Raw genomic sequence first — 20776 nt, forward strand, 5'->3', positions numbered from 1 at the left:
CGGTTGGTGCCGGATCGGACACCTGTCGCGGCCCGGTCACCGACGGACGACGGTCACGCGGGCACCTTGGCGACCGCGCCGATGATGACCCGGAGCAGGTCCACGACCCGTGGGCCCCAGCGGGAGGCGATGTCATCGTCGAGGGCGACGACCTGGTTGTTCTTCACCGCGGTGAGGCCGGCCCAGCCACTGCGCGCCTTGACCGTGTCGGCGCTCTGCTGGCAGCACTTGGCATCGGCCAGGAAGACGAAGTCCGGGTCGGCCTTGACGATGAACTCCTGGGACAGCTGCGGGTAGCCGAAGTTCTTACCGTCCGCGTCGGCCGGGTCGGCGATGTTGGTCAGACCGGCCTGGCTGTAGAGCGAGCCGATGAAGGTCTTGCTGGTGGCGCTGTACAGCTCCGGGCCCAGTTCGTGGAAGTAGGTGAGCTTCTCGGCGCGCTGCGGCAGGTCCTTGACCAGCTTGGCGATGTCGTCCTTCATCCGAGTGGCGACGTCGGTGGCCTGGTCGGCGTGCCCGGTCAGCGTGCCCAGCTCGGTGATCTGCCGGTACGAGTCGTCGAGCGTGACCGCCGCCGGGGTCTGGTACACCGGAATCTTCAGCTTGCCGAGCTGTTCGACGATCTTGTTGCGGTCGTCGGAGAGCACCACCAGGTCGGGGTTCTTACCGGCGATCGCCTCCGCGTTCGGCTGGAAGGCGGAGAGGTCGGTCTTGGGCACGTCGGCCGGGTAGTTCGACTGGTCGTCGACGGCGGTCACCTGCGGGCCGGCACCGATCGCGAAGAGCATCTCGGTCGCCGTGGGCGACAGCACGACGATCTTCTCGGGGCGCTTGTCGAGGGTGAGCGCGCCGACGGTGACCGGGTAGGCGGCGGCAGCGGTGCCGGCGCTCGGCTGGTCGTCGGCCTTCTCGGCGCAGGCACCGAGAGCGAGCGCGGTGACCGCGAGGGTCGCCGCGAAGAGCCGAGGGGTACGTCTGAACATGGGGGCCTCCTGTCGGTCGAGGAGTGTGGTGCTTCGCCGACAGGGACTTTCGTACGCCCGCCCACGAGGCGCCCTTCCTCGAGAGCGCGTTTCGCGACCGATCCGTAGGCGACCTGGCTCGTCCCCACCTACCGGTGGGGCATCACAGTTGCGGGACAGCGCCGGGTTTCGCACCGGCTTCGCTGCGGACTGGTCGCTAAGACGGTAGCGCACCGCCAGGACGTGCCGGATCGATCAAGGGCCGGTCGGCAGTCGTCGATACCTCGGACACCCGCACCAGGCGGGGCCGGGAGACTTATGTCCGAGATCCTGGGGTTTCGGAGCGGGTGGTGGGGCCCCGCCGGGGCGGGACGGGGCCCCACCCGATCAGGAGGACGTGATGGTGACGTTGTCCACAGCCGCCTCCACCAGGCTGGCTCCGGACGCGTCCGCCGCCTCGACGAGCACGCGGACCGACTGGCCGGCGTACGGGGTGAGGTTGAGGTTGGCTACCGCCCAACTCCCGTTGCGGTTGCTGGCCGCGCCGGCCTGGGTGAGCAGCGCCGTGGTGCCGCCGTTGTGCACCACGCTCACCCGCAGGTAGTCCGCCGACGAGGCGTTCGAGCCGTGCGCCAGGTACCAGGCGAGCGACAGGGTCAGCGTGCCGGACGACGGCAGGGTCACCGCCGGTGACCGGGCGCTGGTCACGCCGCCGTCCACGTCGTAGTCGCCGGCCGCCGCGCCGGCGAGCCGGCCGGTGACCAGGTCGTTGGACCCGGCGTACGGGGTGAGCTGCTTGGCCCCGGAGGACGTGGTCGCCTGGGCGGCGCCCCGCTCGAACCCGCCGAGGGTGGCGGTGTCGGTGCCGGCCGGGTTGATGGTCCAGCCGGTGGCGGTCTCGAAGGTGTCCGACCAGACAGTGGTGCCGCCACCGCCGCCGCAGTACTGCGACTGCTTGCCGATGGCCCGGTACGGGCAGTCGGCGTACTCGCTGAGGATCAGCACCGCCTCCCGGTTGCGCGAGGTCTGCGCCGGGATCACTTCGTCGGGCGGGTAGAAGCCGCCACCACCGGACGAACCCGGGTACATCTCGAACGTGTACGCCCAGATGTTGTGGGTGGCCCACATCCAGTCGATGCTGTCCCCGTCGGTGATGTAGAGGTCGCTGGACTGTTCCGGCGTGTAGCCGTTGGTGGCCGCCATCTGCTGACCGATGGTGGCGAAGGTGTTGTACTGGTCCGCGTTCATCCCGGTCGCGGTGTTCGCTGTGGTGTAGCCGTAGGGCCAGAGCACCAACTGCGAGTACGTGTGGAAGTCGATGTTGGCCTTGATCTGCTGCACACCGCCGACCACCCGGCCGTTGACGAAGGTGCGCAGCGCCTGCGTCTCGGGCGCGGAGAACGCCGACGGCCCCCGGTAGGTCTCCGACGAGGTGCTGCCGGACGAGCCGCCGCAGCATCCCCAGTTGTAGGACCAGTTGCGGTTCAGGTCGGTGCCGACGTTTGACGAGCCGCTGTTGGGCTGCCGGTTCTTGCGCCAGGAGCGGTACGACCCGGTGGCGATGTCGTACTCGCTGCCGTCCGGGTTGACCGTCGGGACGATCCAGAGCTCCCGGCCGTTGACGATGTTGGTGATCCGGGAGTCGCTGCCGTAGCCGTCGGTGAAGAGGTTGAGCAGGTAGATCGCCATCTCGACGGTCAGGTGCTCACGGGCGTGCTGCTGGGAGTTGAACAGGATCTCCGGCTCGTTCTCGTCGGTGCCGACGTTGTCGGAGATCTTCACGGCCATCAGGTCGCGGCCCTCGTACGACGAACCGATGCTGATCTTGCGGGCGATCGCCGGGTGGTCGGCGACGACCTGGTTCACGACGGCGGTCAGTTCCGCGTAGTCGTGGTAGTTCGAGTCGGCCGGCGGAAAGGCCAGCGCGCCGAAGTCGCCGGCACCGCGCTCGGCGTTGGGTGGCGGGGCGAGCGGTTCCAGCCGGAAGCCGAGCTTGCCGATCGCGGCGGCCTCGCCCGCGGTGGCCGAGATGTGCAGCACGCCGTGTTCGGAGTAGTCGATGGCGGCTCCGGTGCGGGCCACCGCGTTGCGGTCGGCGAGGGTCCGGGGCCCGAGCACCCGGTAGCCGGCGGCGGCCTGCTCAGCGGTGCGGTCCGGTGCCGGTCGGGCGGCGACCGGGCCGGCGGCGACGGTGACGATGCCCAGCCCGGTGATGACAGCGAGCACCAGGACACGGCGGAGGGGGGTGGGCGTGCGGAGGGCCATGGACTACCTCCTCGATGGGCGGGAGATCCCGCTCGGTGAAGGACACTTCACCACCTGTCACATGGTCATATCAATATTGATCGCTGCGTTGGCCATCCCAGGTGGATCATCGTGGCGGCAATGATTTTCCATCAGTCAACGTCTGGCGAAACTTCTCTCCAAGCGGAAAACTGACCAGCGACGATGCCCCCTCGACACCGCGGAGCACCAATGGCCAGATCCCGCCTGCGCGCGGCCGCCCTCGCCGGCGTCACCACGCTCACCCTGCTCACCAGCGCCGCGCCCGCGCTGGCGGTCCACCCGCCCGCCCCCGCCCACGACGAGCAGATCACCTACCAGGACTGGTCCGGGCCCGCCGACTGGCACCGGGGCAGCCGGGACGGCACCCGCGTCGTGCCCGGCGCCCGAGCGGGCGTCACCCTGGCCCGTCCGGCCGGCACCATCGAGTACGCGGACCCGCACACCGGCGCCACCCGCACCTGGGAGTACGGCACCTGGACCTCGCCGGTGACCCGGGTCGGGTTCGACGCCACCGAGCTGATCGCCTCCTGGAACGCGGAGACCCCCGCCGGCACCTGGATCCAGGTGGAGATGCAGGGCAGCTACACCAGCGGCGACCAGACCCCGTGGTACGTCCTGGGTCGCTGGGCGTCCGGCGACACCGACATCTTGCGGACCAGCGTCAACCGGCAGGGCGACCCCTGGTCGACGATCTGGACCGACACCTTCAGCATCGACGACGCCGCCGCCGGGGTGCTGCTGCGTTCGTACCAGCTCAAGCTGACCCTCTACCGCACACCCGGGCAGAGCGCCGCCCCGGTGGTCCGGATGTTGGGCGCGATGAGCTCCACGGTGCCGGACCGGTTCACGGTGCCGCCGAGCGCCGGGCACATCGCCTGGGGTCGGGAACTGCCGGTGCCGCGCTACTCGCAGAACGTGCACTCCGGGCACTACCCCGAGTACGACGGCGGCGGCGAGGCGTGGTGTTCACCCACCTCGACGGAGATGGTGGTCGAGTACTGGGGACGCAAACCGTCGGCGGCCGACACCTCCTGGGTGGACCCGACCTACCCCGACCCGACGGTCAACCACGCCGCCCGGATGACCTACGACTACGCGTACGACGGCGCGGGCAACTGGCCGTTCAACACCGCGTACGCGGCCAGCTTCCCCGGGCTGGAGGGCCGGGTGACCCGGCTGCACTCGCTGGACGAGCTGGAGCGTTTCATCGCCGCCGGCATCCCCGTCGTGACCAGCCAGTCCTTCCTCGCCAGTGAGCTGGACGGGGCGAACTACGGCACCTCCGGGCACCTCTTCGTGGTGGTCGGCTTCACCGCCGACGGCGACGTGATCGTCAACGACCCGGCCTCGTCCAGCAACGACGTGGTGCGCAACGTCTACAAGCGTGCGCAGTTCGAGCAGATCTGGCTGCGCACCAAGCGCACCAACGCCAGCGGCGGCGTCTCCGGCGGCTCCGGCGGCATCGCGTACCTGATCAAGCCCACCGCGAAGCCCTGGCCCAAGGTCCCCGGCTCCACCAACTGGTAGGCCACCCGGCCCGGCCCCACCCGCTCGGCCCCGCCGAACGCGGGTGATCAAGAGGTTTGCGTCACCGGAAGCCGATTCCGTGACGCAAACCTCTTGGTCAACGGGAGGGCTGGTCGGTGGGGGGCTGGTCGTCTTCGCCGGCTAGGGCGGAGCGGAGGCGTTCCTTCTCGGTGCGGCGGCGCTCGGCTGCTTCGGCGATCTCCCCGGCCATCTCGTCCCGCCACCCGCGCAGCAGGAAGAAGGAGAGCGCGGCGGAGAACACCAGCGCCAGCATCAGCTTCAGGAACACGTTCATGTCGATCAGCCAGAGGCCCGCGAGCACGGCGACGAACAGCCCGATCCGGCCCAGCGTGTACTTCAGCGCGGCGCTCACCTGCACCACTCCGTTCTCTCCGTCGCCCGCCGCTGCCGGCGGAAGGGTCGAACCGCCCGACGGGCGGTCGTGGTCAGCCGGTCCGGCGGGCCAGCCAGCGGACACCCGGGAACCAGAGGGCCGCGTACGCCACTGTGAACGCCCCGGCCGCCAACGCGCCGGAGAGCAGCGGCGGCAACCCCGCGCCCAGACCGGCGATCAGCAGCCCGGCGAACACCCCGACGGCGGCGGCGACCACCGCGGCCACCACCCGGGCCGCGCCGAACTCCCAGGCCCGGAAGTCGTCCCAGAACAGCCAGGCCGGCAGGATCACCGCCAGCCAACCGTTCGTGTGCCCGAAGTCGCCGGCGCCGATCGAGGCGAACGCCCAGTCGAACAGCACCAGCGCGAGCACGCCGATGACCAGGCCGGCCAGGCACACCCCGAGCAGATCGCCCAGGGTACGGATGCGGCCCTCGGCGTCCCGGCGGGGAAAGCCGCTCTGCTGCTCAGGTCCTCGTTGCTCGGTCATCGACTGCGAGGGTACGTGGTGGCTCAGGCCCAGACCTGCTGCGGCTCGGCGCGCCGCTGCGCCAGCGACGGGGCCTTGTCGTACTCCCGGACCACGTTGTAGCGGGTGTCCCGCTCGACGGGCTGGAAGCCGGCGTCCCAGATCAGGTGCAGCAGGTCGTCCCGGTGCATGGTGTTCGGGGTGCCGTACGAGTCGGCGTCGTGGGTGATCTTGTATTCGACGACGGAGCCGTCCAGGTCGTCCACGCCGAAGTTCAGCGAGAGCTGCGCCACCGACAGCCCGTGCATCACCCAGAAGTTCTTCAGGTGCGGCACGTTGTCGAAGAGCAGCCGGGAGACGGCGAACGTCTTCAGCGACTCGGCCGGCGAGGCCATCGTGGTGCGCGCCTGGATCCGGTTACGGATCTTGCCGTCCGCCGAGTCGACGAAGTCGTGCTGGTAGCGCAGCGGGATGAAGACCGCGAAGCCGCCGGTCTCGTCCTGCAGCTCGCGCAGCCGCAGCACGTGGTCGACGCGGTGCCGGGGCTCCTCGATGTGGCCGTACAGCATCGTCGCCGGGGTCTTCATGCCCTTGCTGTGCGCCAGGGCGTGGATGCGTGACCAGTCTTCCCAGTGGCAGGCGTGGTCGACGATGTGCTGCCGGACCTCCCAGTCGAAGATCTCCGCGCCGCCACCGGTCAGCGACTCCAGGCCGGCGTCCATCAGCTCGTCGAGGATCTCGTCGGCGCTCAGGCCGCTGATCTTCTCGAACCACTGCACCTCGGTCGCCGTGAAGCACTTGAGCTTGACGTTCGGCAGCGCCGCCTTCAGCTCGCGCAGCACCTTCGGGTAGTAACGCCAGGGCAGCGTGGGGTGCAGGCCGTTGACGATGTGCAACTCGGTGAGCTGCTCGTCCTCCATCTCCTTGGCCTTGCGGACCGCCTCGTCGATGCGCATCGTGTACGCGTCCTTCTCGCCCGGCTTGCGCTGGAACGAGCAGTACGCGCACGACGCCGAACAGACGTTCGTCAGGTTGAGGTGCCGGTTGACGTTGAACATCACCCGGTCGCCGTTCAGCTCGGTGCGCTTGTGGTGCGCCAGCCGCCCCAGCCAGGTCAGGTCGTCGCTCTCGTAGAGGGCGACCCCGTCCTCCCGGGTCAGCCGCTCACCGGCGTACACCTTCGCTTCGAGCTCACGCTTGAGTCCGGCGTCCATGGCACGTCCCTTCCACCTGCGGTCCGGATCGAGCGTACGTCGCGGCGCCGACGGGCCCGGCGGCACGGTCACCGGCAGCGACCCACTTCACCAGACTCTCAGCCTCCCGTAACCCGACAACGCATCGACATGAGTGGCGCGGTGCGGTAGTAACAAGGTGGGGCGGAACACACACACTGGTACCGTCCCGGCGGTCGCGCCCACCGAGCGCGGCGACGAGCGGTTGGACGGGGAGCGGCATGGTCTACAGCGGGCGCGGGCGACGGCAGCGACGACGGAGCCCGGTGATCTCGCCGGTCCTACGTCCGAAGCTCTGGGCCGCCCTGCTCGGCGCGATCGCCGCGGCCGTGCTGGCCACCCCCGCGTACGCGGAGCCCGGCGTGCCGACCACAGTGCCGGACACCGGTTCGCGCCCGGCGGTCACCGGCTCGATTCAGCTGCCCGGCGGCGCGCCGGTCGCCGGCGTGCCCGCCCCTCCGGTGGTCAACATCGGCAACGGTCCGCTGGCCACCGCGATCTCCGCCGGTGAGGTCCAGGTCGGCGCGCTCGGCGAGGCGTTGCTGGTGAGTCGGCAGAAACGCGTCGACGCCCAGGCGCAGCTCGACGCGGCCGGCAAGGCCCTGGCAACCGCACAGGATGCCCTGCTCCGGGCCCAGCAGACGGCCGACACCGCCGCCGCCGAGGCCGTCAAGGCCGCCGCCGCGCTGCCGCCGGGCGACTTCGCCCAGGACATCCGCGGGCTCAGCCGCCTCCAGGCGATCACCCGTGGCGAGAAGGTCGACGGCGGCACCACAGGCGTGGCCGGGGAGCTGTCCCGGGCCCGCGCCGGCGAGCAGGCCGCGTACCAGAAGCACAGCCAGGCCAAGGATCTGCTCGTCGCCGCCGAGGCGGAGTTCACCGCCGGTGAGACGGCGCTCCGCACCGCCGAGGCGAGCCTGCTCAAGCTGCGCCGGGACAACGCCGCCGCGCTGATCGAGATCGAACGTCAGCAGGAAGCCGCCGAGCAGCAGATCGGCGCCGGCTACGTCTCCAACCAGAGCATCAGCGGCATGGCCGCGCACCCCCGGGCACTGGCCGCGGTCCGGTACGCGCTCGCCCAGCTCGGCGACCCGTACAAGTGGTCCGAGGAGGGGCCGAACCAGTTCGACTGCTCCGGCCTGATGTGGGCGGCGTACCGGTCCCCCGGCGCCGACTACTTCGACCTGCCCCGGGTCTCCCGCGACCAGTACGCCGCCACCCGGGGCCGTACCGTCCCGCAGAGCGCGCTACTCCCCGGCGATCTGCTCTTCTTCGCCTCGGGCAGCAGCTGGACGACGATCCACCACGTCGGCATGTACATCGGCAACGGCAAGATGGTGCAGGCGCCCACCACTGGCGACGTCGTCAAGATCTCGGTCGTCCGCTGGTCCCGGTTGTACGCCGCCACCCGGGTGATCGGCGCGGTGCCGGCACCGGTCGTGACCAACCCGACCCCGCCCGTCTCGACCCCGAAGCCGACGCCGTCGCCCACGAAGACCACCAAGCCGACGCCCACGAAGCCCACGAAGCCCACCAAGCCGACGCCGACGCCGACGCCCACGCTGACGACCACCCCGACGCCGACGCCCACCCCCACCCTCACCACCACGCCGAAGCCGTCGAACACCCCGACCACCACTCCGACGACGACGCCGAAGGCCAGCACGAGCGCGACGGCCAGCGCGTCTCCGACGACCACGCCGAAGGCCAGCACGAGCGCGACGGCCAGTGGCAGCGCGACGGGCAGCCCCAGCGCCACGGGCTGATCCGCCACGACCGGCTCCGGCTGTCCGCTCGGGAAGATCTGTGGCACCGTGACAACCAGGCACATCCGACCCGACGTCACGGGTCCGGGTGCGAGCATGGCGCGGAGGGCGGAAATGGCCGAGCAGAGAGATCCGGCGGAGACTGTCGACCCCGTGGTCGACCAGGCCGGTCCACCAGGGCCGGACACCGCCGACCCGGTGGCCGCCAGCGACGCCAGCCCGGCTGCCACCAGCTCGACAGGCAGCGACACCGGCTCGACGGCCGCCGGCTCCGCTGACAGCGACGCCGCCCCGGCTGTCAGCGGCACGGTCGGCAGCGGCACGGCAGTGGTCGGCGCGGACGCCTCGACCGACGCCGATGACGACGCATCGGCGGGCGACGAGCGACAGAGCCCGGCCGCCGCACCGGTCCGCGCACGTGCCAGCGTCGGGACCGCCGGGGCTTCCCGCAGTGACCTGCCGGCCAGCGCTCCGGTCACCGCGACCACCTACCGTGCGACCGGCTCGGCCAGCCCGGCCGACGTGTCGTTGCCGGGCCAGCGAAGCGACTCCTCCGCGTCGGCCCGGGCCAGCGCCACGGTTCCGAGCAGCAGCCGGGGCACTGCCAGCGCCCTGGGCACCCCGGACCGTCGCGAGAGCGCGCCCGCCGTCTATCGAGCCACGCCGGTGGGCGCCGAGCCGGCCCAGCCTCCGACGCCGTCGACTCCGGAGCCGGAACCGGACCCCACGCCACCCGGCCCCGGGCCGACCCAGCCGTCGCCACCGGAACCGGAGCCCGCGCCGGCCCCGGGTCCGTACCCGCCCGACCCGGTGCCGACGCCGGGTCCTCGACCCACGCCGCCGCCCGGTCCGGTTCCGCCCGTTCCGGGCCCGCCGACCCCGCCGCCCTCGCCGGTGCCGCCCATCCCCGGCCCGCCGACGCCGCCCGTCCCGAGCCCGCCGCTGCCGCCACCCGGTCCGCCGGTGCCGGCACCACCGGCGCCGCCCGGCCCGATGCCGGCACCGCCGTTTCCGCCGCCGCCCGCGATGACCGACACGCCCGGCGTACGAGCCAGCGCTTCGGTCTCCGCACCGCCGGCCGGGTGGCCGTCCCCCGGTGGGGCGACCCGCCCGACGTCCGGTGCCGGATGGGCCGGGTCAGCTCCCTCCGCGCCACCGGTGGTGCCCGCGCCAGCGCTGCCGAGCTGGCCACCGTCCGCCGCCGGGGCCTCTTCGTCGACCGGGAACACCGGAAACTCCCGCATGACAGCGCCGGCGAGCGGCCCACCGGGTGGTTCCGCCGGACGGGACGCTGCCGGCGCCCGTGGTGGACGGCACGACAGTCGCACCGATTTGGCCGGCACCGTCTACGGCAACGGCGAGGGCGCCGGCTTCACCACTGTCGCGATACCCGCCAACGCGGTGGAGACCTCCGGCTCGCTGACCGGGCACATCCTGGCCCAGGGTTGGTCCGACACGCCGGCCGAGCGGTCCAGTAACGCCCGGGTGATGATCGTCCTGGCCGCCGCTCTGGGGCTGCTGGTGGCGATCAGTGTCATGGTCGTCCTGCTGGCCGGCGACGCCCTGGACGGTCTGGTGGGCAGCGTGCTCAAGGGGTGAGCCAGCGAGCGCCAGCGATGGTGAGTCCGCCCACTACGGTCGGTCAACCGGCTGGCGGCTTCGCCAGACCGCCGTACACTGGCTGAGATCACTGACCCGGCGCGCGTGGTGTGCGCCCCTGGGCGATCTTGCGGGCGATCCGGCGGTAAAGCCGCGGCAGGCCATCGCGAAGATGCGCCCCGCTCGAAAGGTTTTTGTTGACCACCTCTGCTGACCCCAGCACCGTTACGTCCGTTTTCAACTCAGTCCCGGCGGCCGACGCCGCCCGGGAGCAGCTCGACGTCCCCCCGAGCGAGGCCGGCACCGCGCCGGTGGCGACCGCGCAGGCCGAGCCGACCGAGACCGCCGAGCCGATGAGCTTCGCCGCTCTCGGCCTGCCCGAGCCGCTGGTCCGCGCGCTGGCGCAGCAGGGCATCACCAGCCCGTTCGAGATCCAGCGGGCCACCGTTCCGGACGCGCTCGCCGGCCGCGACGTGCTGGGCCGCGGGCAGACCGGTTCGGGCAAGACGCTCGCCTTCGGGCTGCCGATGATCGCCCGGCTGGCCAACCGCAACCGGGCCCGGCCGATGCGTCCGCGCGCCCTGGTCCTGGTGCCCACCCGCGAGCTGGCCATGCAGGTCAACGACGCCCTGGTGCCGCTGGGCAAGTCCGTCGGCATCTTCCTCAAGACCGCCGTCGGCGGCGTTCCGTACGACCGTCAGATCGACGCGCTGCGCCGCGGCGTGGAGATCATCGTGGCCACCCCGGGCCGGCTCGGCGACCTCATCGAGCGGGGCATCTGCCAGCTCGACGACGTCGAGGTCACGGTGCTCGACGAGGCCGACCAGATGGCCGACATGGGCTTCCTGCCCGAGGTGACCGATCTGCTGGCTAAGACGCCAGCGAACGGTCAGCGGCTGCTGTTCTCGGCCACCCTGGACGGTGACGTCGACGCGTTGGTCAGGCGGTTCATGACCGACCCGGTCACCCACTCCACGGCGCCGTCCACCGCCTCGGTGTCCACCATGGACCACCACATGCTGTTGATCCCGCCGCACGAGAAGTTCCCGGTGGCGGCCTCGATCGCCGCCCGGGACGGTCGGACAATGGTCTTCGCCCGTACCCAGCTCGGGGTGGACCGGCTGGTCGAGCAGCTCGCGGCCGTCGGCGTACGCGCCGGTGGGTTGCACGGCGGCAAGACCCAGCGGATGCGCACCAAGACGCTCGCCGAGTTCCGTGAGGGCCGGATGAACGTGCTGGTCGCCACGGACGTGGCGGCGCGAGGCATCCACGTCGACGGGGTCACCCTGGTGCTGCACGTCGACCCGCCGAAGGACCCCAAGGACTACCTGCACCGCGCGGGGCGTACCGCCCGGGCCGGCGAGTCGGGCGCTGTCGCCACGCTGGTGCTGCCCAAGCAGCGCCGCACCACCCTGGCGATGATGGAGAAGGCCGGCGTCGCGCCGGCCGAGACCCGGGTCCGGGTCGGGGACGCGGCGTTGGCCGAGCTGGTCGGCGCCCGCGAGCCCAGTGGCGTCCCGGTCCGCGTCGAGGCGGAGCCCCGGGGCTACGGCGACCGCTCCGGCGGGTCGCGCCGGTTCGACGACCGCTCCGGCGGCCCGCGTCGGTTCGGTGACCGCACGGGAGGCGAGCGCCGCTTCGGCGACCGGCCGCAGGGCGACCGGCGCTTCGGCGACCGGCCCACCGGCGAGCGCCGCTTCGGCGACCGCCCGCAGGGCGACCGGAGCTACAGCGACCGGCCGCAGGGCGAGCGGGGCTACGGTGACCGGCCGCAGGGCGACCGGGGCTACGGTGACCGGCCGCAGGGCGAGCGTCGCTACGGCGATCGGCCCACCGGCGAGCGCCGCTTCGGCGACCGGCCGCAGGGCGACCGGAGCTACAGCGACCGCCCGCAGGGTGAGCGGCGCTTCGGCGACCGGCAGCACAGCGACCGGCCGCAGGGCGACCGGAGCTACAGCGACCGCCCGCAGGGCGAGCGGCGTTACGCCGATCGGGACACCCGGGGACACGGCGACCGGCCGCAGGGCGAGCGGCGGTTCGGCGACCGGCCGCAGTTCGGTGACCGCGACGGTCGGGGCGACCGGCCCACCGGCGAGCGGCGCTTCGGCGACCGGCCGCAGGGTGAGCGGCGCTTCGGCGACCGGGACGCTCGGGGTGGGTTCCGCCCGGAGAGCCGGGTCCGGGACGACCGGCCCCGCGACGACCGGCCCCGCGAGGACCGCCCACGTGACGATCGGCGCGGTTTCGGCGGGCGACCGGCAGCGCGTACCCACTGATTGATCCACCGAACGCCGTCGTGAAGCCCAGGCTTCGCGGCGGCGTTCGCGCATGCCCTGCCGATACCGAGCAGGTCGCGTAACGTCCGGCTCATGCCGACCATGCCGAAGTCAATCTTCTGGTCCCGGACTGACACCGCCGGCAGCGAGCAGGTCCTGCTCGACGACGGCCACGGGTTGGCGGCCCGGGGCACTCTGCTCGCCGTGGACCCGATCCCGTGGACCGCCCGCTACCAGCTGACCACCACGCCGGACTGGGCCACCACCCGGGTCGAGGTCGAGGCAGAGGGTCTCGGCTGGCTGCGCCGGGTGACCCTGGAGCGGGCCGCCGGCCGCTGGCGGGTGACCACCGCCGAGCAGGGCGACCTGGACGCGGCCCTGGTCGCGGCCGGTCACCGCCGGGCCGGTCTGCCGGGTACGGACGACCCGGACCGGCTGGCCGACGCGCTCGACGTCGACCTGAGCGGTTCGCCGCTGTTCAACACCCTGCCGGTCCACCGGCTTCGGATGGCGGCCGAGCCGGCCGACGTGGCGCACCGGATCACCGTCGCCTGGGTGCTGCTGCCCGGCCTGGAGGTGGTGCCGGCCGAGCAGATCTACACCGGGCTCGGGCCGGGTCGGGTGCGCTTCGCCAGCGGCACCTTCACTGCCGACATCGACCTGGACGACAGCGGCTACGTGGTGCGCTACCCCGGGCTGGCCGAACGGATCGACCCGCGCTGATCACCGGGCCGGCGGGCCAGGCCCGGCCGATCGGCCTCAGAGGACCAGGCCCCGCTGACGGCCCCAGGCAGGTCCCGCTGGCCGCCTCAGGCGGGCCAGGCACCGCTGGCCAGGAAGCGGTCGATGGTGGCCAGGTGCGGGGTCAGGTCGAGGCCCTGGGCGGCCACCCAGTCGTCGGCGTAGTACGTGTCCGCGTACCGGTCGCCCGGGTCGCAGATCAGGGTGACCACCGAGCCGGTCCGACGCTCGGCGAGCATCCCGGCGATCAGGCCGAACGCGCCCCACAGGTTGGTTCCGGTGGACCCGCCCACCCGGCGGCCGAGCAGCGCCGATCCGGCGCGCATGGCGGCCAGTGACGCCGCGTCCGGCACCTGGACCATCCGGTCCACCACCGAGGGCAGGAACGACGCCTCCACCGTGGGCCGGCCGATCCCCTCGATGCGGGACCCCTTCCCGGTGCGTACCGACCAGTCGGCGGCCAGCCAGGCCGGGTAGAACGCCGAGTTCTCCGGGTCGACGACGCAGAGCTTGGTGGCGAGCCTGCGGTACCGGGCGTAGCGGCCGATGGTCGCGCTGGTGCCCCCGGTGCCGGCGCCCACCACTACCCAGGCGGGAATCGGGTGCCGCTCCAGCTCCAACTGCGCGTAGATCGACTCAGCGATGTTGTTGTTGCCCCGCCAGTCGGTCGCCCGCTCGGCGTAGGTGAACTGGTCCATGAAGTGCCCACCGGAGTCCTCGGCGAGCCACCGGGCCTCGACCACCACGCTCGCCGGGTCGTCCACCAGGTGGCACCGACCGCCCTGGAACTCGATCTGCGTGATCTTCTCGGGCGAGGTGGAGGCGGGCATCACCGCGATGAACGGCAGGCCCAGCATCCGGGCGAAGTACGCCTCGGAGACCGCAGTGGAACCCGACGACGCCTCGACGATCGTGGTGCGCGGCCCGATCCAGCCGTTGCAGAGCCCGTAGAGGAACAGCGAGCGGGCCAGCCGGTGCTTCAGCGAGCCGGTGGGGTGTGACGACTCGTCCTTGAGGTAGAGGTCGATCCCCCATTCCCGGGGCAGCGGGAACGGCAGCAGGTGGGTGTCGGCGGACCGGTTCGCGTCTGCCTCGACAGCGGCGATCGCCTCGGTCACCCAGGTTCGGCTGGATTCGTCGCACCGATCGAGATGAGTCACGCTCGGAAACCTAGCAAGCGGGCCAGCGGTGGTCAGCGCGGGTCCGGTGGCGTTGACCTGCGGCGTTGGCGGCGCTGACCGGCGCGGCCGGCGGCCCGGACGAGCGGGGTGAGTGCGACAGCCAGCCTTGGCAGTGCGTCCAACAGGCGTACCTGGGCTCCCCGCCAGCGGGGCAGGCTGACCACCGGACGTGGCCGGCGGGCCAGCCGGACCGCCCGGGCCGCCACCTGCTGCGCGGTCAGCATCGATCCGGTGAACGAGGCCACCGCCCCCGGGTCGTCCAGCCGGTCGTGCAGCATCGGTGTCCAGATGCCGTCCGGGCAGAGGCAGGAGACGTGCACCCGCCGGTACCCGGCCATCCGCAGGTCGGACAGGGTGCCGAGGCTGAACGCCAGCAGGGCGTGCTTGCTGGCCGCGTACACCGTCTCGCCGGGCGCGGCGACCAGCCCGGCCAACGAGACGACGTTGAGCACGTGGCCGTGGCCCTGCCCGCGCATCACTGTCAGCGCGGCCAGGGTGCCGTTCATGGCACCGTGGGTGTTCACGTCGAGCACCCGACGGCGGGTCGCGGCGTCGTGCTCCCACGACGCCCCGGTGACCAGGATTCCGGCGTTGTTGACCCAGAGGGCGAGGTCGCCCCGACCTGCCGCGTTCGCGGCGACGGCGGCGCAGGCGTCCTCGTCCCGGACGTCCAGGGCGGCCGACCAGCCGCCGAGCGGCGCAGCGGCGCTCCGCACCGCCACCGGGTCGAGGTCGGTGAGCAGCACCGACCAACCGTCGGTGTGCAGCGCGGTGGCGATGGCGCGGCCCAGGCCGCCGGCAGCGCCGGTCACCACGGCCACGGGACGCGCCGGCGGGGTCATCGGCGCACGCTACCGCCGGCCGCCCGGGCGACACCAGGGGTACGCGGCGGTCAGGCCGCGGGCGGGCCGACCGGCTGGGGGCGGTTCTCCCACTTCGTGGAGAGCGCGATGGCGGTACGGGTGGAGGCCACCCCCGGCGTCCGGTTCAACCGCACGATCAACTGCTCCAGCTCGGCGATCGTGCCGACCCGCGCCTTGAGCAGGAACGACTCCACGCCGGCCATGAAGTAGCAGGACTCGATCTCGGGCAGCACCCGCAGCGACTCGAGCATGTCGTCGCTGTCGGCGCCGGAGTCCTCCACGATGCCGATCAACGCGGTGACACCCAGCCCGATCGACTCCGGGGCCACGTCCGCGCGGTAGCCCCGGACCACGCCGCTGCTCTCCAGCTTGCCGACCCGCTCGTGCACGGCCGGGGCCGAGAGGCCCACCTGTCGGGCCATCTCGGCGTACGAGAGTCGGGCGTTGCCGCGCAGCAGGTCGACAAGGCTCAGGTCGATGGCATCCACAGAGAGTGACCTTAACCGCTGACACGTAACGTGCGGCCTTCGGCACCCGTTGGACTGAGCGGTGAGTCACTGTTCATAAACCGCCGGTCAGGGCAGAGGTAGCACCAGTAACATTACTAACTCCCCACTCAGTGCATTTTTCGCGTTTGGGCGGACAGGCCATGTCCCTGGTGCTGTAATTGCCATACGTCCCTCATGACGGCTCTGGGCTACGCACCAGCCGGGGGCAGTGTGTTCAGCCGGGGGCTTCGTCGACGCGAGGAGGGGGCTGTGGACACTGGAGATCGCCTGCTGACACCGGGTGAGGTCGCCGCGCTGTTTCGGGTAGACCCGAAAACTGTGACGAGATGGGCGGCGGCCGGCCGGATAGGAAGCATCCGGACTCCAGGCGGGCATCGCCGGTTTCGGGAATCCGAGGTGCGAGCCCTGCTTGAGGGGGAGGGCATGCTGGACGAGGTGGATGAGGTCGGCAAGCCACGCAATGTGGGGCCGGCGGCATCCACGGGGCCGGGTCCGGCCAACGCCGGCATGTACTGAACTGGTGCGGACAACGCCACGCGGACCGGACACCAGTCCGGTCCGCGTCCCGCTTCGACCAACCGCCGGGCGGCGGCACCGCTCGTGCTGAGCAGCGGCAACGATGCCAGCGCGAGCGGGACGGCTTCGCTTCCGGCTACGCCGGCTCAGCTTCGGGCTGCGCCGAGCTGGCCGGACCACCGCCGGAACAGGGTGTGCGGGACGCCGAGCGCGTCCAGCACCTTGCCGGCCACGAAGTCGACCAGCTGCTGCGCGCTGGCCGCAGCCCCGGCACCGTAGAAGCCGGGGCTGGCCGGCAGCACCACCGCGCCAGCGTCGTGCAGGGCGATGAGGTGCTCCAGATGGCTGCGGGTCACCGGTGTCTCCCGGGGGACCAGCACCACGGGACGGCGTTCCTTGAGGTTGACCTCTGCGGCGCGCTGCAACAGGTCCTTGGAGAGCCCGATCGCGATGCCCGCGCAGGCGGCCGTGCTGGCCGGGACCACCGCCATCCCGCGTACCCGGTAGGAGCCGCTGCTCGGCCCGGCGGCCAGGTCGCCGGCCGGCCAGTGCCGCACATCCGCCGTGGTCAGGTCCCGATCCAGCCAGGCGGCGAGGTCCTCGGCCCAGTGCCCGTCACGGAAGGGTCGGCCGGTCTCGTCGAGCACTGTGAGTCGTGCCGCCCGGGACACGATCAGGTCCACCGGCTCGCCCGCGTCGAGCAGCCCGCCGATGACGGCCGCCGCGTACGGCGTGCCGGAGGCACCGGAGACCCCGACCACCCATGGTTCCCGCATGCCCCCAGCCTGCCTGGTCCGGCTGGTCCGCTGGTGGGCACCCCCGGGGTTGGTCTGGTCCGACATGTCGGACGGGGTACCTGCGCATCCCATCGACCTGACATGCTGCCGCTGGCGATTCGCACCGGAACCATCTCGAAGAGGAGGCATCGGTGACGACCGGCGAGATCCTCCGGGCGCTGCGTGCCGAATGTCCGATTCCGCCCCGGCTTCCACCACCACACACCGATCGTGTGCAGGACTGGCTGCTCGGTCTGCTGCCCGAGCTTGGCCTTCCACTGGACGACGCCGCGCTGCGCCGGCTGTCCCGGGGCGCCTTCGCCAGGTACGCCGCGCGGCTCTACCCGGCGGCGACCGAGGCCGACCTGCGGGTGCTGGCCGCGCTGTTCACCTGGTTCTTCCTGGTCGACGACGCCTGCGACGGGCCAAGTCGGTTGACGCCGGAGCAGATCCGGGCGCTGCGCAACGGCACCCTGGCGCTGCTGCACGACGGCACCCGGCTGCGGCAGGCCGGGCTGACCGGCCCGCTGCGGCGACTGCTGGTGCTGGCCTGGCGGGAGCCGCGCCGCCGGATGCCGGCACGGTGGCGGCAGCGTTTCGCCGACGCGGTGGCCCGACACCTCGACGGCACCTGGCAGGAGGCCGTCACCAAGGAGGCCGGCCGCCGTCCGAGCGTGGCCGAGTACGTCGAGCTACGTCGGTCGACCTCGGCGGCGGAGGTGTCGTACCCGCTCGTGGAGTTCGTCAGCGGCCGGCCACTGCCCGACCCGGTCTACCACCACCCGCTGGTGCGTCAGATCGCCCGCACCGGCAACGATCTGCTCTCCTGGTACAACGACCTGGCCTCGCTGGAACGCGACCGGGTGACCGCCGGCGGGCACAACCTGGTCCTCGCCATCGGGGCCGAACTGGGCGTGCCGGAGACGGAGGCGGCCGAACGGGCTGCCGAGCACTGGCGGGAGGCGATGCGGCGCTTCGTCGCGTTGCGAGCCGCGGTGCCGTCGTTCGGCCCAGCCTTGGACGAGGCGGTCGCCGACCATCTCGACGGGATCGCGAACGCCGTGCGCGGGACCATCGACTGGACCTTCGAGAGCGCCCGCTACCCGGTCAGCACCAGCCCGCCGGCCCCAGGGCCGTAGGCCGAGCCGGACCACCCGGCCTCAGAGCCGTAGCCCGAGCCGGACCACCAGGTCGAGCAGGGCGAAGAGGAACAGTGCGATGCCGACGAACCCGTTGGCGGTGAAGAACGCCCGGTTGACCTTGCTGAGGTCGGTCGGGGTGACCACCAGGTGCTGGTAGGCGAACGCCACAGCGGTCAGCGCCAGCCCGATCCACCAGAGCCAGCCGAGACCGATCAGCGCACCGAACCAGACGAACAGCGCGAAGGTCACCACGTGCGCGACAGAGGAGGCGTGCAGCGCGAAGCGCCGACCGTACCGGGCGGGCACGCTGTGCACGCCGATCTCCCGGTCGACCTCGGAGTCCTGGCAGGCGTAGATCAGGTCGAAGCCGCCGATCCACAGCCCCACTGCCGCGCCGAGCAGCCAGGCCGGCCCGGAGCCGTCCAGGGTGCCGGTGACCGCCAGCCAGGCGCCGACCGGGCCGACCGCCTGGGCGATGCCGAGGATGGCGTGCGGCCAGTTGGTGAACCGCTTGGCGTAGGGGTAGACGACCAGCGGCACCACGGCGAGCGGCGCGAGCACCAGGCAGAGCGGGTTGAGCAGGGCGGCGGCGACGAGGAAGACCACAAGTGCGACGGCCGCGCCGGTCCAGGCCGTCCGCACGCTCACCGCTCCGGTGACCAGTTCCCGACCGGCGGTACGCGGATTCCGCGCGTCGATCTTGCGGTCGAGGATCCGGTTGGCGGCCATCGCGAACGTCCGCGCCCCGACCATCGCCACGGTGATCAGCAGCAGGTCGAGCCACCGTACCCGCCCGCCGGCACCCTGCATCGCGGCCAGCGCGGAGAGGAACGCGAACGGCAGCGCGAAGACGGAGTGCTCGACGGCGACGAGCTTCAGGAAGGACCTGGTCCGGCCCGGCCTCGCCGTCGGTGCGTCGATGACGGCCATCAGATTCCGTACTCCTTCCACCGCTTGTCGACGAGGGCCGTGACTTCCGGGCTCATGCTCATTTCCTCCGGCCAACCGCGGGTGTAGCCCTCGGTGGGCAGCTTGCGGGTCGCGTCGACGCCGGCCTTACCGCCCCAGAACTGCTGGTACGACGAGTGGTCGAGGTGGTCCACCGGACCCTGGGTGAGCAGCAGGTCGCGGGCGTAGTCGACGTTGCCGAAGGCCCGGAAGGCGACCTCGTTGTAGTCGTGCACGTCGCAGTCCTCGTCGACGATCACGATCAGCTTGGTCAGCGACATTAGGTGCGCGCCCCAGATCGCGTTCATCACCTTCTGCGCGTGCTTCGGGTAGCGCTTGCGGATCGAGACGATCGCGCAGTTGTGGAAGACCCCGGCGGCCGGCAGGTCGTAGTCGACGATGTCCGGGATCATCAGCTTGAGCAGCGGCTGGAAGATCCGCTCGGTGGCCTTGCCGAGGCCGTGGTCCTCCTGCGGCGGCTTCGAGGTGACGATCGAGTGGTAGACCGGCTTGCGCTGCATGGTCATCGCCTCGATGTGCAGCACGGGGAACGGCTCGACCGGCGTGTAGAAGCCGGTGTGGTCGCCGAACGGCCCCTCGGGCAGCCGCTCACCCGGCTCCAGGTAGCCCTCCAGCACGATCTGCGCGTGCGCCGGCACCTGCAACGGCACGGTGAGGCAGTCGACCATCTCCACCCGCTCGCCGCGCAGGAACCCGGCGAACAGGTACTCGTCGATGTCGCTGGGCAGCGGCGCGCTGGCCGCGTACGAGACGACCGGGTCGCAGCCGATCGCGATCGCGACCGGCAGGCGCTGCCCGAGCCGCTCGGCGACCGCGTGGTGCGCCGTCGAGTCCTTGTGGATCTGCCAGTGCATGCCCAGGGTGTTGCGGCCGTGCTGCTGGAGTCGGTACAGGCCGAGGTTGCGCTTGCCGGTCTCCGGGTGCTTGGTGTGGGTCAGCCCGTAGTTGTGGAAGATCCCGCCGTCGTCGGGCCAGACCTGCAACCCCGGCAGCCGGTTGAGGTCGACGTCCTCACCCCGGTAGACGACCTCCTGGCAGGGAGCGGTCTTCACCTTGCGCGGCGGCACCGACTTGAGCTGCATGACCTTGCCGAGGCCCTCCCGGATGCCCGACCAGCCGACCGGCAGCTCCGGCTTGATCATCGCGCCGATCCGGGCACCGACCTCGTCCAGCGAGTCGACGCCGAGGGCCATCGCCATCCGCTTCTCGGTGCCGAACAGGTTGATCGCCACCGGCATCTCGCCCCGGGTCGGACGCTCGAAGAGCAGCGCCGGGCCGCCGGCCCGCACCGTGCGGGTGACCACCTCGCTGATCTCCAGGGTCGGATCGACCGGGACGTCGATCCGGCGTAACTCCCCCGCGCGCTCCAGCGCCGCGATGAAGTCCTTGAGATCGGTGTACGGGAAGCCACGAGCCGCCATGCCGCCCAGTCTCCCACCGGCTCCCGCACGACCCAAGCCGGGTGCTGTGACGCTCGCGATCACCCGCCGTCAGCGCCTCGGGGCATGGCGGGCGCTTGAGCGGGTAGCCGGGCAGGCGGCAGAGGGCCGGGGCGACGGACGGGGGCG

The 20776-nt window shown here is 71.8% G+C and carries 18 protein-coding genes and 1 riboswitch; of the genes, 7 read left to right on the top strand and 11 right to left on the bottom strand.

Features of this window, described 5'->3' with window-relative positions:
- Positions 1-53: 53 nt before the first annotated feature.
- On the bottom strand, positions 54-983 hold the full coding sequence (locus tag PSH03_RS12400) for an ABC transporter substrate-binding protein (protein ID WP_238689195.1): 930 nt from the start codon (positions 981-983) through the stop codon (positions 54-56).
- A gap of 112 nt (positions 984-1095) precedes the next feature.
- A riboswitch (cobalamin riboswitch) is annotated at positions 1096-1161 on the bottom strand.
- 188 nt (positions 1162-1349) lie between these two features.
- Positions 1350-3227, bottom strand: coding sequence for a M14 family metallopeptidase (locus tag PSH03_RS12405; RefSeq protein WP_238689196.1), 1878 nt, complete (start codon positions 3225-3227; stop codon positions 1350-1352).
- A gap of 210 nt (positions 3228-3437) precedes the next feature.
- On the opposite strand from PSH03_RS12405, the gene PSH03_RS12410 reads away from it, so the two are divergent.
- Positions 3438-4775, top strand: coding sequence for a C39 family peptidase (locus PSH03_RS12410; protein WP_210785268.1), 1338 nt, complete (start codon positions 3438-3440; stop codon positions 4773-4775).
- Positions 4776-4872: 97 nt separating this feature from the next.
- Here the strand turns inward: PSH03_RS12410 and PSH03_RS12415 are convergent, their stop codons facing one another.
- From PSH03_RS12415 to mqnE, 3 genes are all read right to left on the bottom strand, one after another.
- On the bottom strand, positions 4873-5148 hold the full coding sequence (locus PSH03_RS12415; protein WP_210785267.1) for a DUF4229 domain-containing protein: 276 nt from the start codon (positions 5146-5148) through the stop codon (positions 4873-4875).
- A 73-nt stretch (positions 5149-5221) separates the two neighbouring features.
- Positions 5222-5659, bottom strand: a complete 438-nt coding sequence (locus PSH03_RS12420) for a hypothetical protein (RefSeq protein WP_091395682.1) — start codon at positions 5657-5659, stop codon at positions 5222-5224.
- A 23-nt stretch (positions 5660-5682) separates the two neighbouring features.
- Positions 5683-6852 carry an aminofutalosine synthase MqnE gene (gene mqnE / locus PSH03_RS12425; protein ID WP_210785266.1) on the bottom strand — a complete coding sequence of 390 codons (1170 nt, stop codon included), beginning with the start codon at positions 6850-6852 and terminating at the stop codon, positions 5683-5685.
- A 239-nt stretch (positions 6853-7091) separates the two neighbouring features.
- Between mqnE and PSH03_RS12430 the strand changes: the two genes are divergently transcribed.
- The 4 genes from PSH03_RS12430 to PSH03_RS12445 all read left to right on the top strand — a co-directional run bounded on the left by PSH03_RS12430 (position 7092) and on the right by PSH03_RS12445 (position 13234).
- Complete coding sequence (locus tag PSH03_RS12430) at positions 7092-8636, top strand: C40 family peptidase (protein ID WP_238689197.1); 1545 nt, start codon at positions 7092-7094, stop codon at positions 8634-8636.
- A 114-nt stretch (positions 8637-8750) separates the two neighbouring features.
- Complete coding sequence (locus tag PSH03_RS12435) at positions 8751-10235, top strand: hypothetical protein (protein ID WP_238689277.1); 1485 nt, start codon at positions 8751-8753, stop codon at positions 10233-10235.
- A gap of 353 nt (positions 10236-10588) precedes the next feature.
- Positions 10589-12511 (top strand): DEAD/DEAH box helicase, encoded by a 1923-nt coding sequence (locus PSH03_RS12440; RefSeq protein WP_238689270.1) that lies wholly within the window; start codon positions 10589-10591, stop codon positions 12509-12511.
- Positions 12512-12613: 102 nt separating this feature from the next.
- Positions 12614-13234 (top strand): putative glycolipid-binding domain-containing protein, encoded by a 621-nt coding sequence (locus tag PSH03_RS12445; RefSeq protein WP_124854297.1) that lies wholly within the window; start codon positions 12614-12616, stop codon positions 13232-13234.
- Positions 13235-13320: 86 nt separating this feature from the next.
- Here the strand turns inward: PSH03_RS12445 and cds1 are convergent, their stop codons facing one another.
- Genes cds1 through PSH03_RS12460 form a run of 3 tightly spaced genes read right to left on the bottom strand, consistent with a single transcriptional unit; the run spans position 13321 to position 15784 of the window.
- Positions 13321-14412, bottom strand: coding sequence for an L-cysteine desulfhydrase Cds1 (cds1, locus tag PSH03_RS12450; RefSeq protein ID WP_210785264.1), 1092 nt, complete (start codon positions 14410-14412; stop codon positions 13321-13323).
- A 32-nt stretch (positions 14413-14444) separates the two neighbouring features.
- On the bottom strand, positions 14445-15275 hold the full coding sequence (locus PSH03_RS12455) for an SDR family NAD(P)-dependent oxidoreductase (protein ID WP_210785263.1): 831 nt from the start codon (positions 15273-15275) through the stop codon (positions 14445-14447).
- A 50-nt stretch (positions 15276-15325) separates the two neighbouring features.
- On the bottom strand, positions 15326-15784 hold the full coding sequence (locus PSH03_RS12460) for an Lrp/AsnC family transcriptional regulator (RefSeq protein WP_238689198.1): 459 nt from the start codon (positions 15782-15784) through the stop codon (positions 15326-15328).
- A gap of 270 nt (positions 15785-16054) precedes the next feature.
- Between PSH03_RS12460 and PSH03_RS12465 the strand changes: the two genes are divergently transcribed.
- On the top strand, positions 16055-16321 hold the full coding sequence (locus tag PSH03_RS12465; RefSeq protein ID WP_007454516.1) for a BldC family transcriptional regulator: 267 nt from the start codon (positions 16055-16057) through the stop codon (positions 16319-16321).
- Between the two features lie 146 nt (positions 16322-16467).
- On the opposite strand, the gene PSH03_RS12470 is transcribed toward PSH03_RS12465, so the two are convergent.
- A complete protein-coding gene (locus PSH03_RS12470; protein WP_091395700.1) occupies positions 16468-17097 on the bottom strand; it encodes a UbiX family flavin prenyltransferase in 630 nt (209 codons plus the stop codon).
- Between the two features lie 152 nt (positions 17098-17249).
- Between PSH03_RS12470 and PSH03_RS12475 the strand changes: the two genes are divergently transcribed.
- On the top strand, positions 17250-18236 hold the full coding sequence (locus PSH03_RS12475) for a terpene synthase family protein (RefSeq protein ID WP_210785261.1): 987 nt from the start codon (positions 17250-17252) through the stop codon (positions 18234-18236).
- A 21-nt stretch (positions 18237-18257) separates the two neighbouring features.
- Here the strand turns inward: PSH03_RS12475 and mqnP are convergent, their stop codons facing one another.
- Positions 18258-19169: a menaquinone biosynthesis prenyltransferase MqnP gene (mqnP, locus tag PSH03_RS12480; protein WP_210785260.1), complete on the bottom strand. Its 912-nt coding sequence runs from the start codon at positions 19167-19169 to the stop codon at positions 18258-18260.
- A complete protein-coding gene (locus PSH03_RS12485; RefSeq protein ID WP_210785259.1) occupies positions 19169-20629 on the bottom strand; it encodes a menaquinone biosynthesis decarboxylase in 1461 nt (486 codons plus the stop codon). Before PSH03_RS12485 ends, mqnP begins: the two co-directional genes overlap by 1 nt.
- Positions 20630-20776 lie beyond the last annotated feature (147 nt).

It is taken from the genome of Micromonospora salmantinae (assembly GCF_022230905.1).
GTDB lineage: Bacteria > Actinomycetota > Actinomycetes > Mycobacteriales > Micromonosporaceae > Micromonospora > Micromonospora salmantinae.

Coding starts and splice junctions, on each gene's coding strand:
- PSH03_RS12400 (WP_238689195.1), bottom strand. CDS start 983: ATGTTCAGACGTACCCCTCGGCTCTTCGCGGCGACCCTCGCGGTCACC.
- PSH03_RS12440 (WP_238689270.1), top strand. CDS start 10,589: ATGAGCTTCGCCGCTCTCGGCCTGCCCGAGCCGCTGGTCCGCGCGCTG.
- mqnP (WP_210785260.1), bottom strand. CDS start 19,169: ATGGCCGTCATCGACGCACCGACGGCGAGGCCGGGCCGGACCAGGTCC.
- PSH03_RS12430 (WP_238689197.1), top strand. CDS start 7,092: ATGGTCTACAGCGGGCGCGGGCGACGGCAGCGACGACGGAGCCCGGTG.
- PSH03_RS12470 (WP_091395700.1), bottom strand. CDS start 17,097: ATGCGGGAACCATGGGTGGTCGGGGTCTCCGGTGCCTCCGGCACGCCG.
- PSH03_RS12485 (WP_210785259.1), bottom strand. CDS start 20,629: ATGGCGGCTCGTGGCTTCCCGTACACCGATCTCAAGGACTTCATCGCG.
- PSH03_RS12410 (WP_210785268.1), top strand. CDS start 3,438: ATGGCCAGATCCCGCCTGCGCGCGGCCGCCCTCGCCGGCGTCACCACG.
- PSH03_RS12455 (WP_210785263.1), bottom strand. CDS start 15,275: ATGACCCCGCCGGCGCGTCCCGTGGCCGTGGTGACCGGCGCTGCCGGC.
- PSH03_RS12435 (WP_238689277.1), top strand. CDS start 8,751: ATGGCCGAGCAGAGAGATCCGGCGGAGACTGTCGACCCCGTGGTCGAC.
- mqnE (WP_210785266.1), bottom strand. CDS start 6,852: ATGGACGCCGGACTCAAGCGTGAGCTCGAAGCGAAGGTGTACGCCGGT.
- PSH03_RS12420 (WP_091395682.1), bottom strand. CDS start 5,659: ATGACCGAGCAACGAGGACCTGAGCAGCAGAGCGGCTTTCCCCGCCGG.
- PSH03_RS12405 (WP_238689196.1), bottom strand. CDS start 3,227: ATGGCCCTCCGCACGCCCACCCCCCTCCGCCGTGTCCTGGTGCTCGCT.
- PSH03_RS12445 (WP_124854297.1), top strand. CDS start 12,614: ATGCCGAAGTCAATCTTCTGGTCCCGGACTGACACCGCCGGCAGCGAG.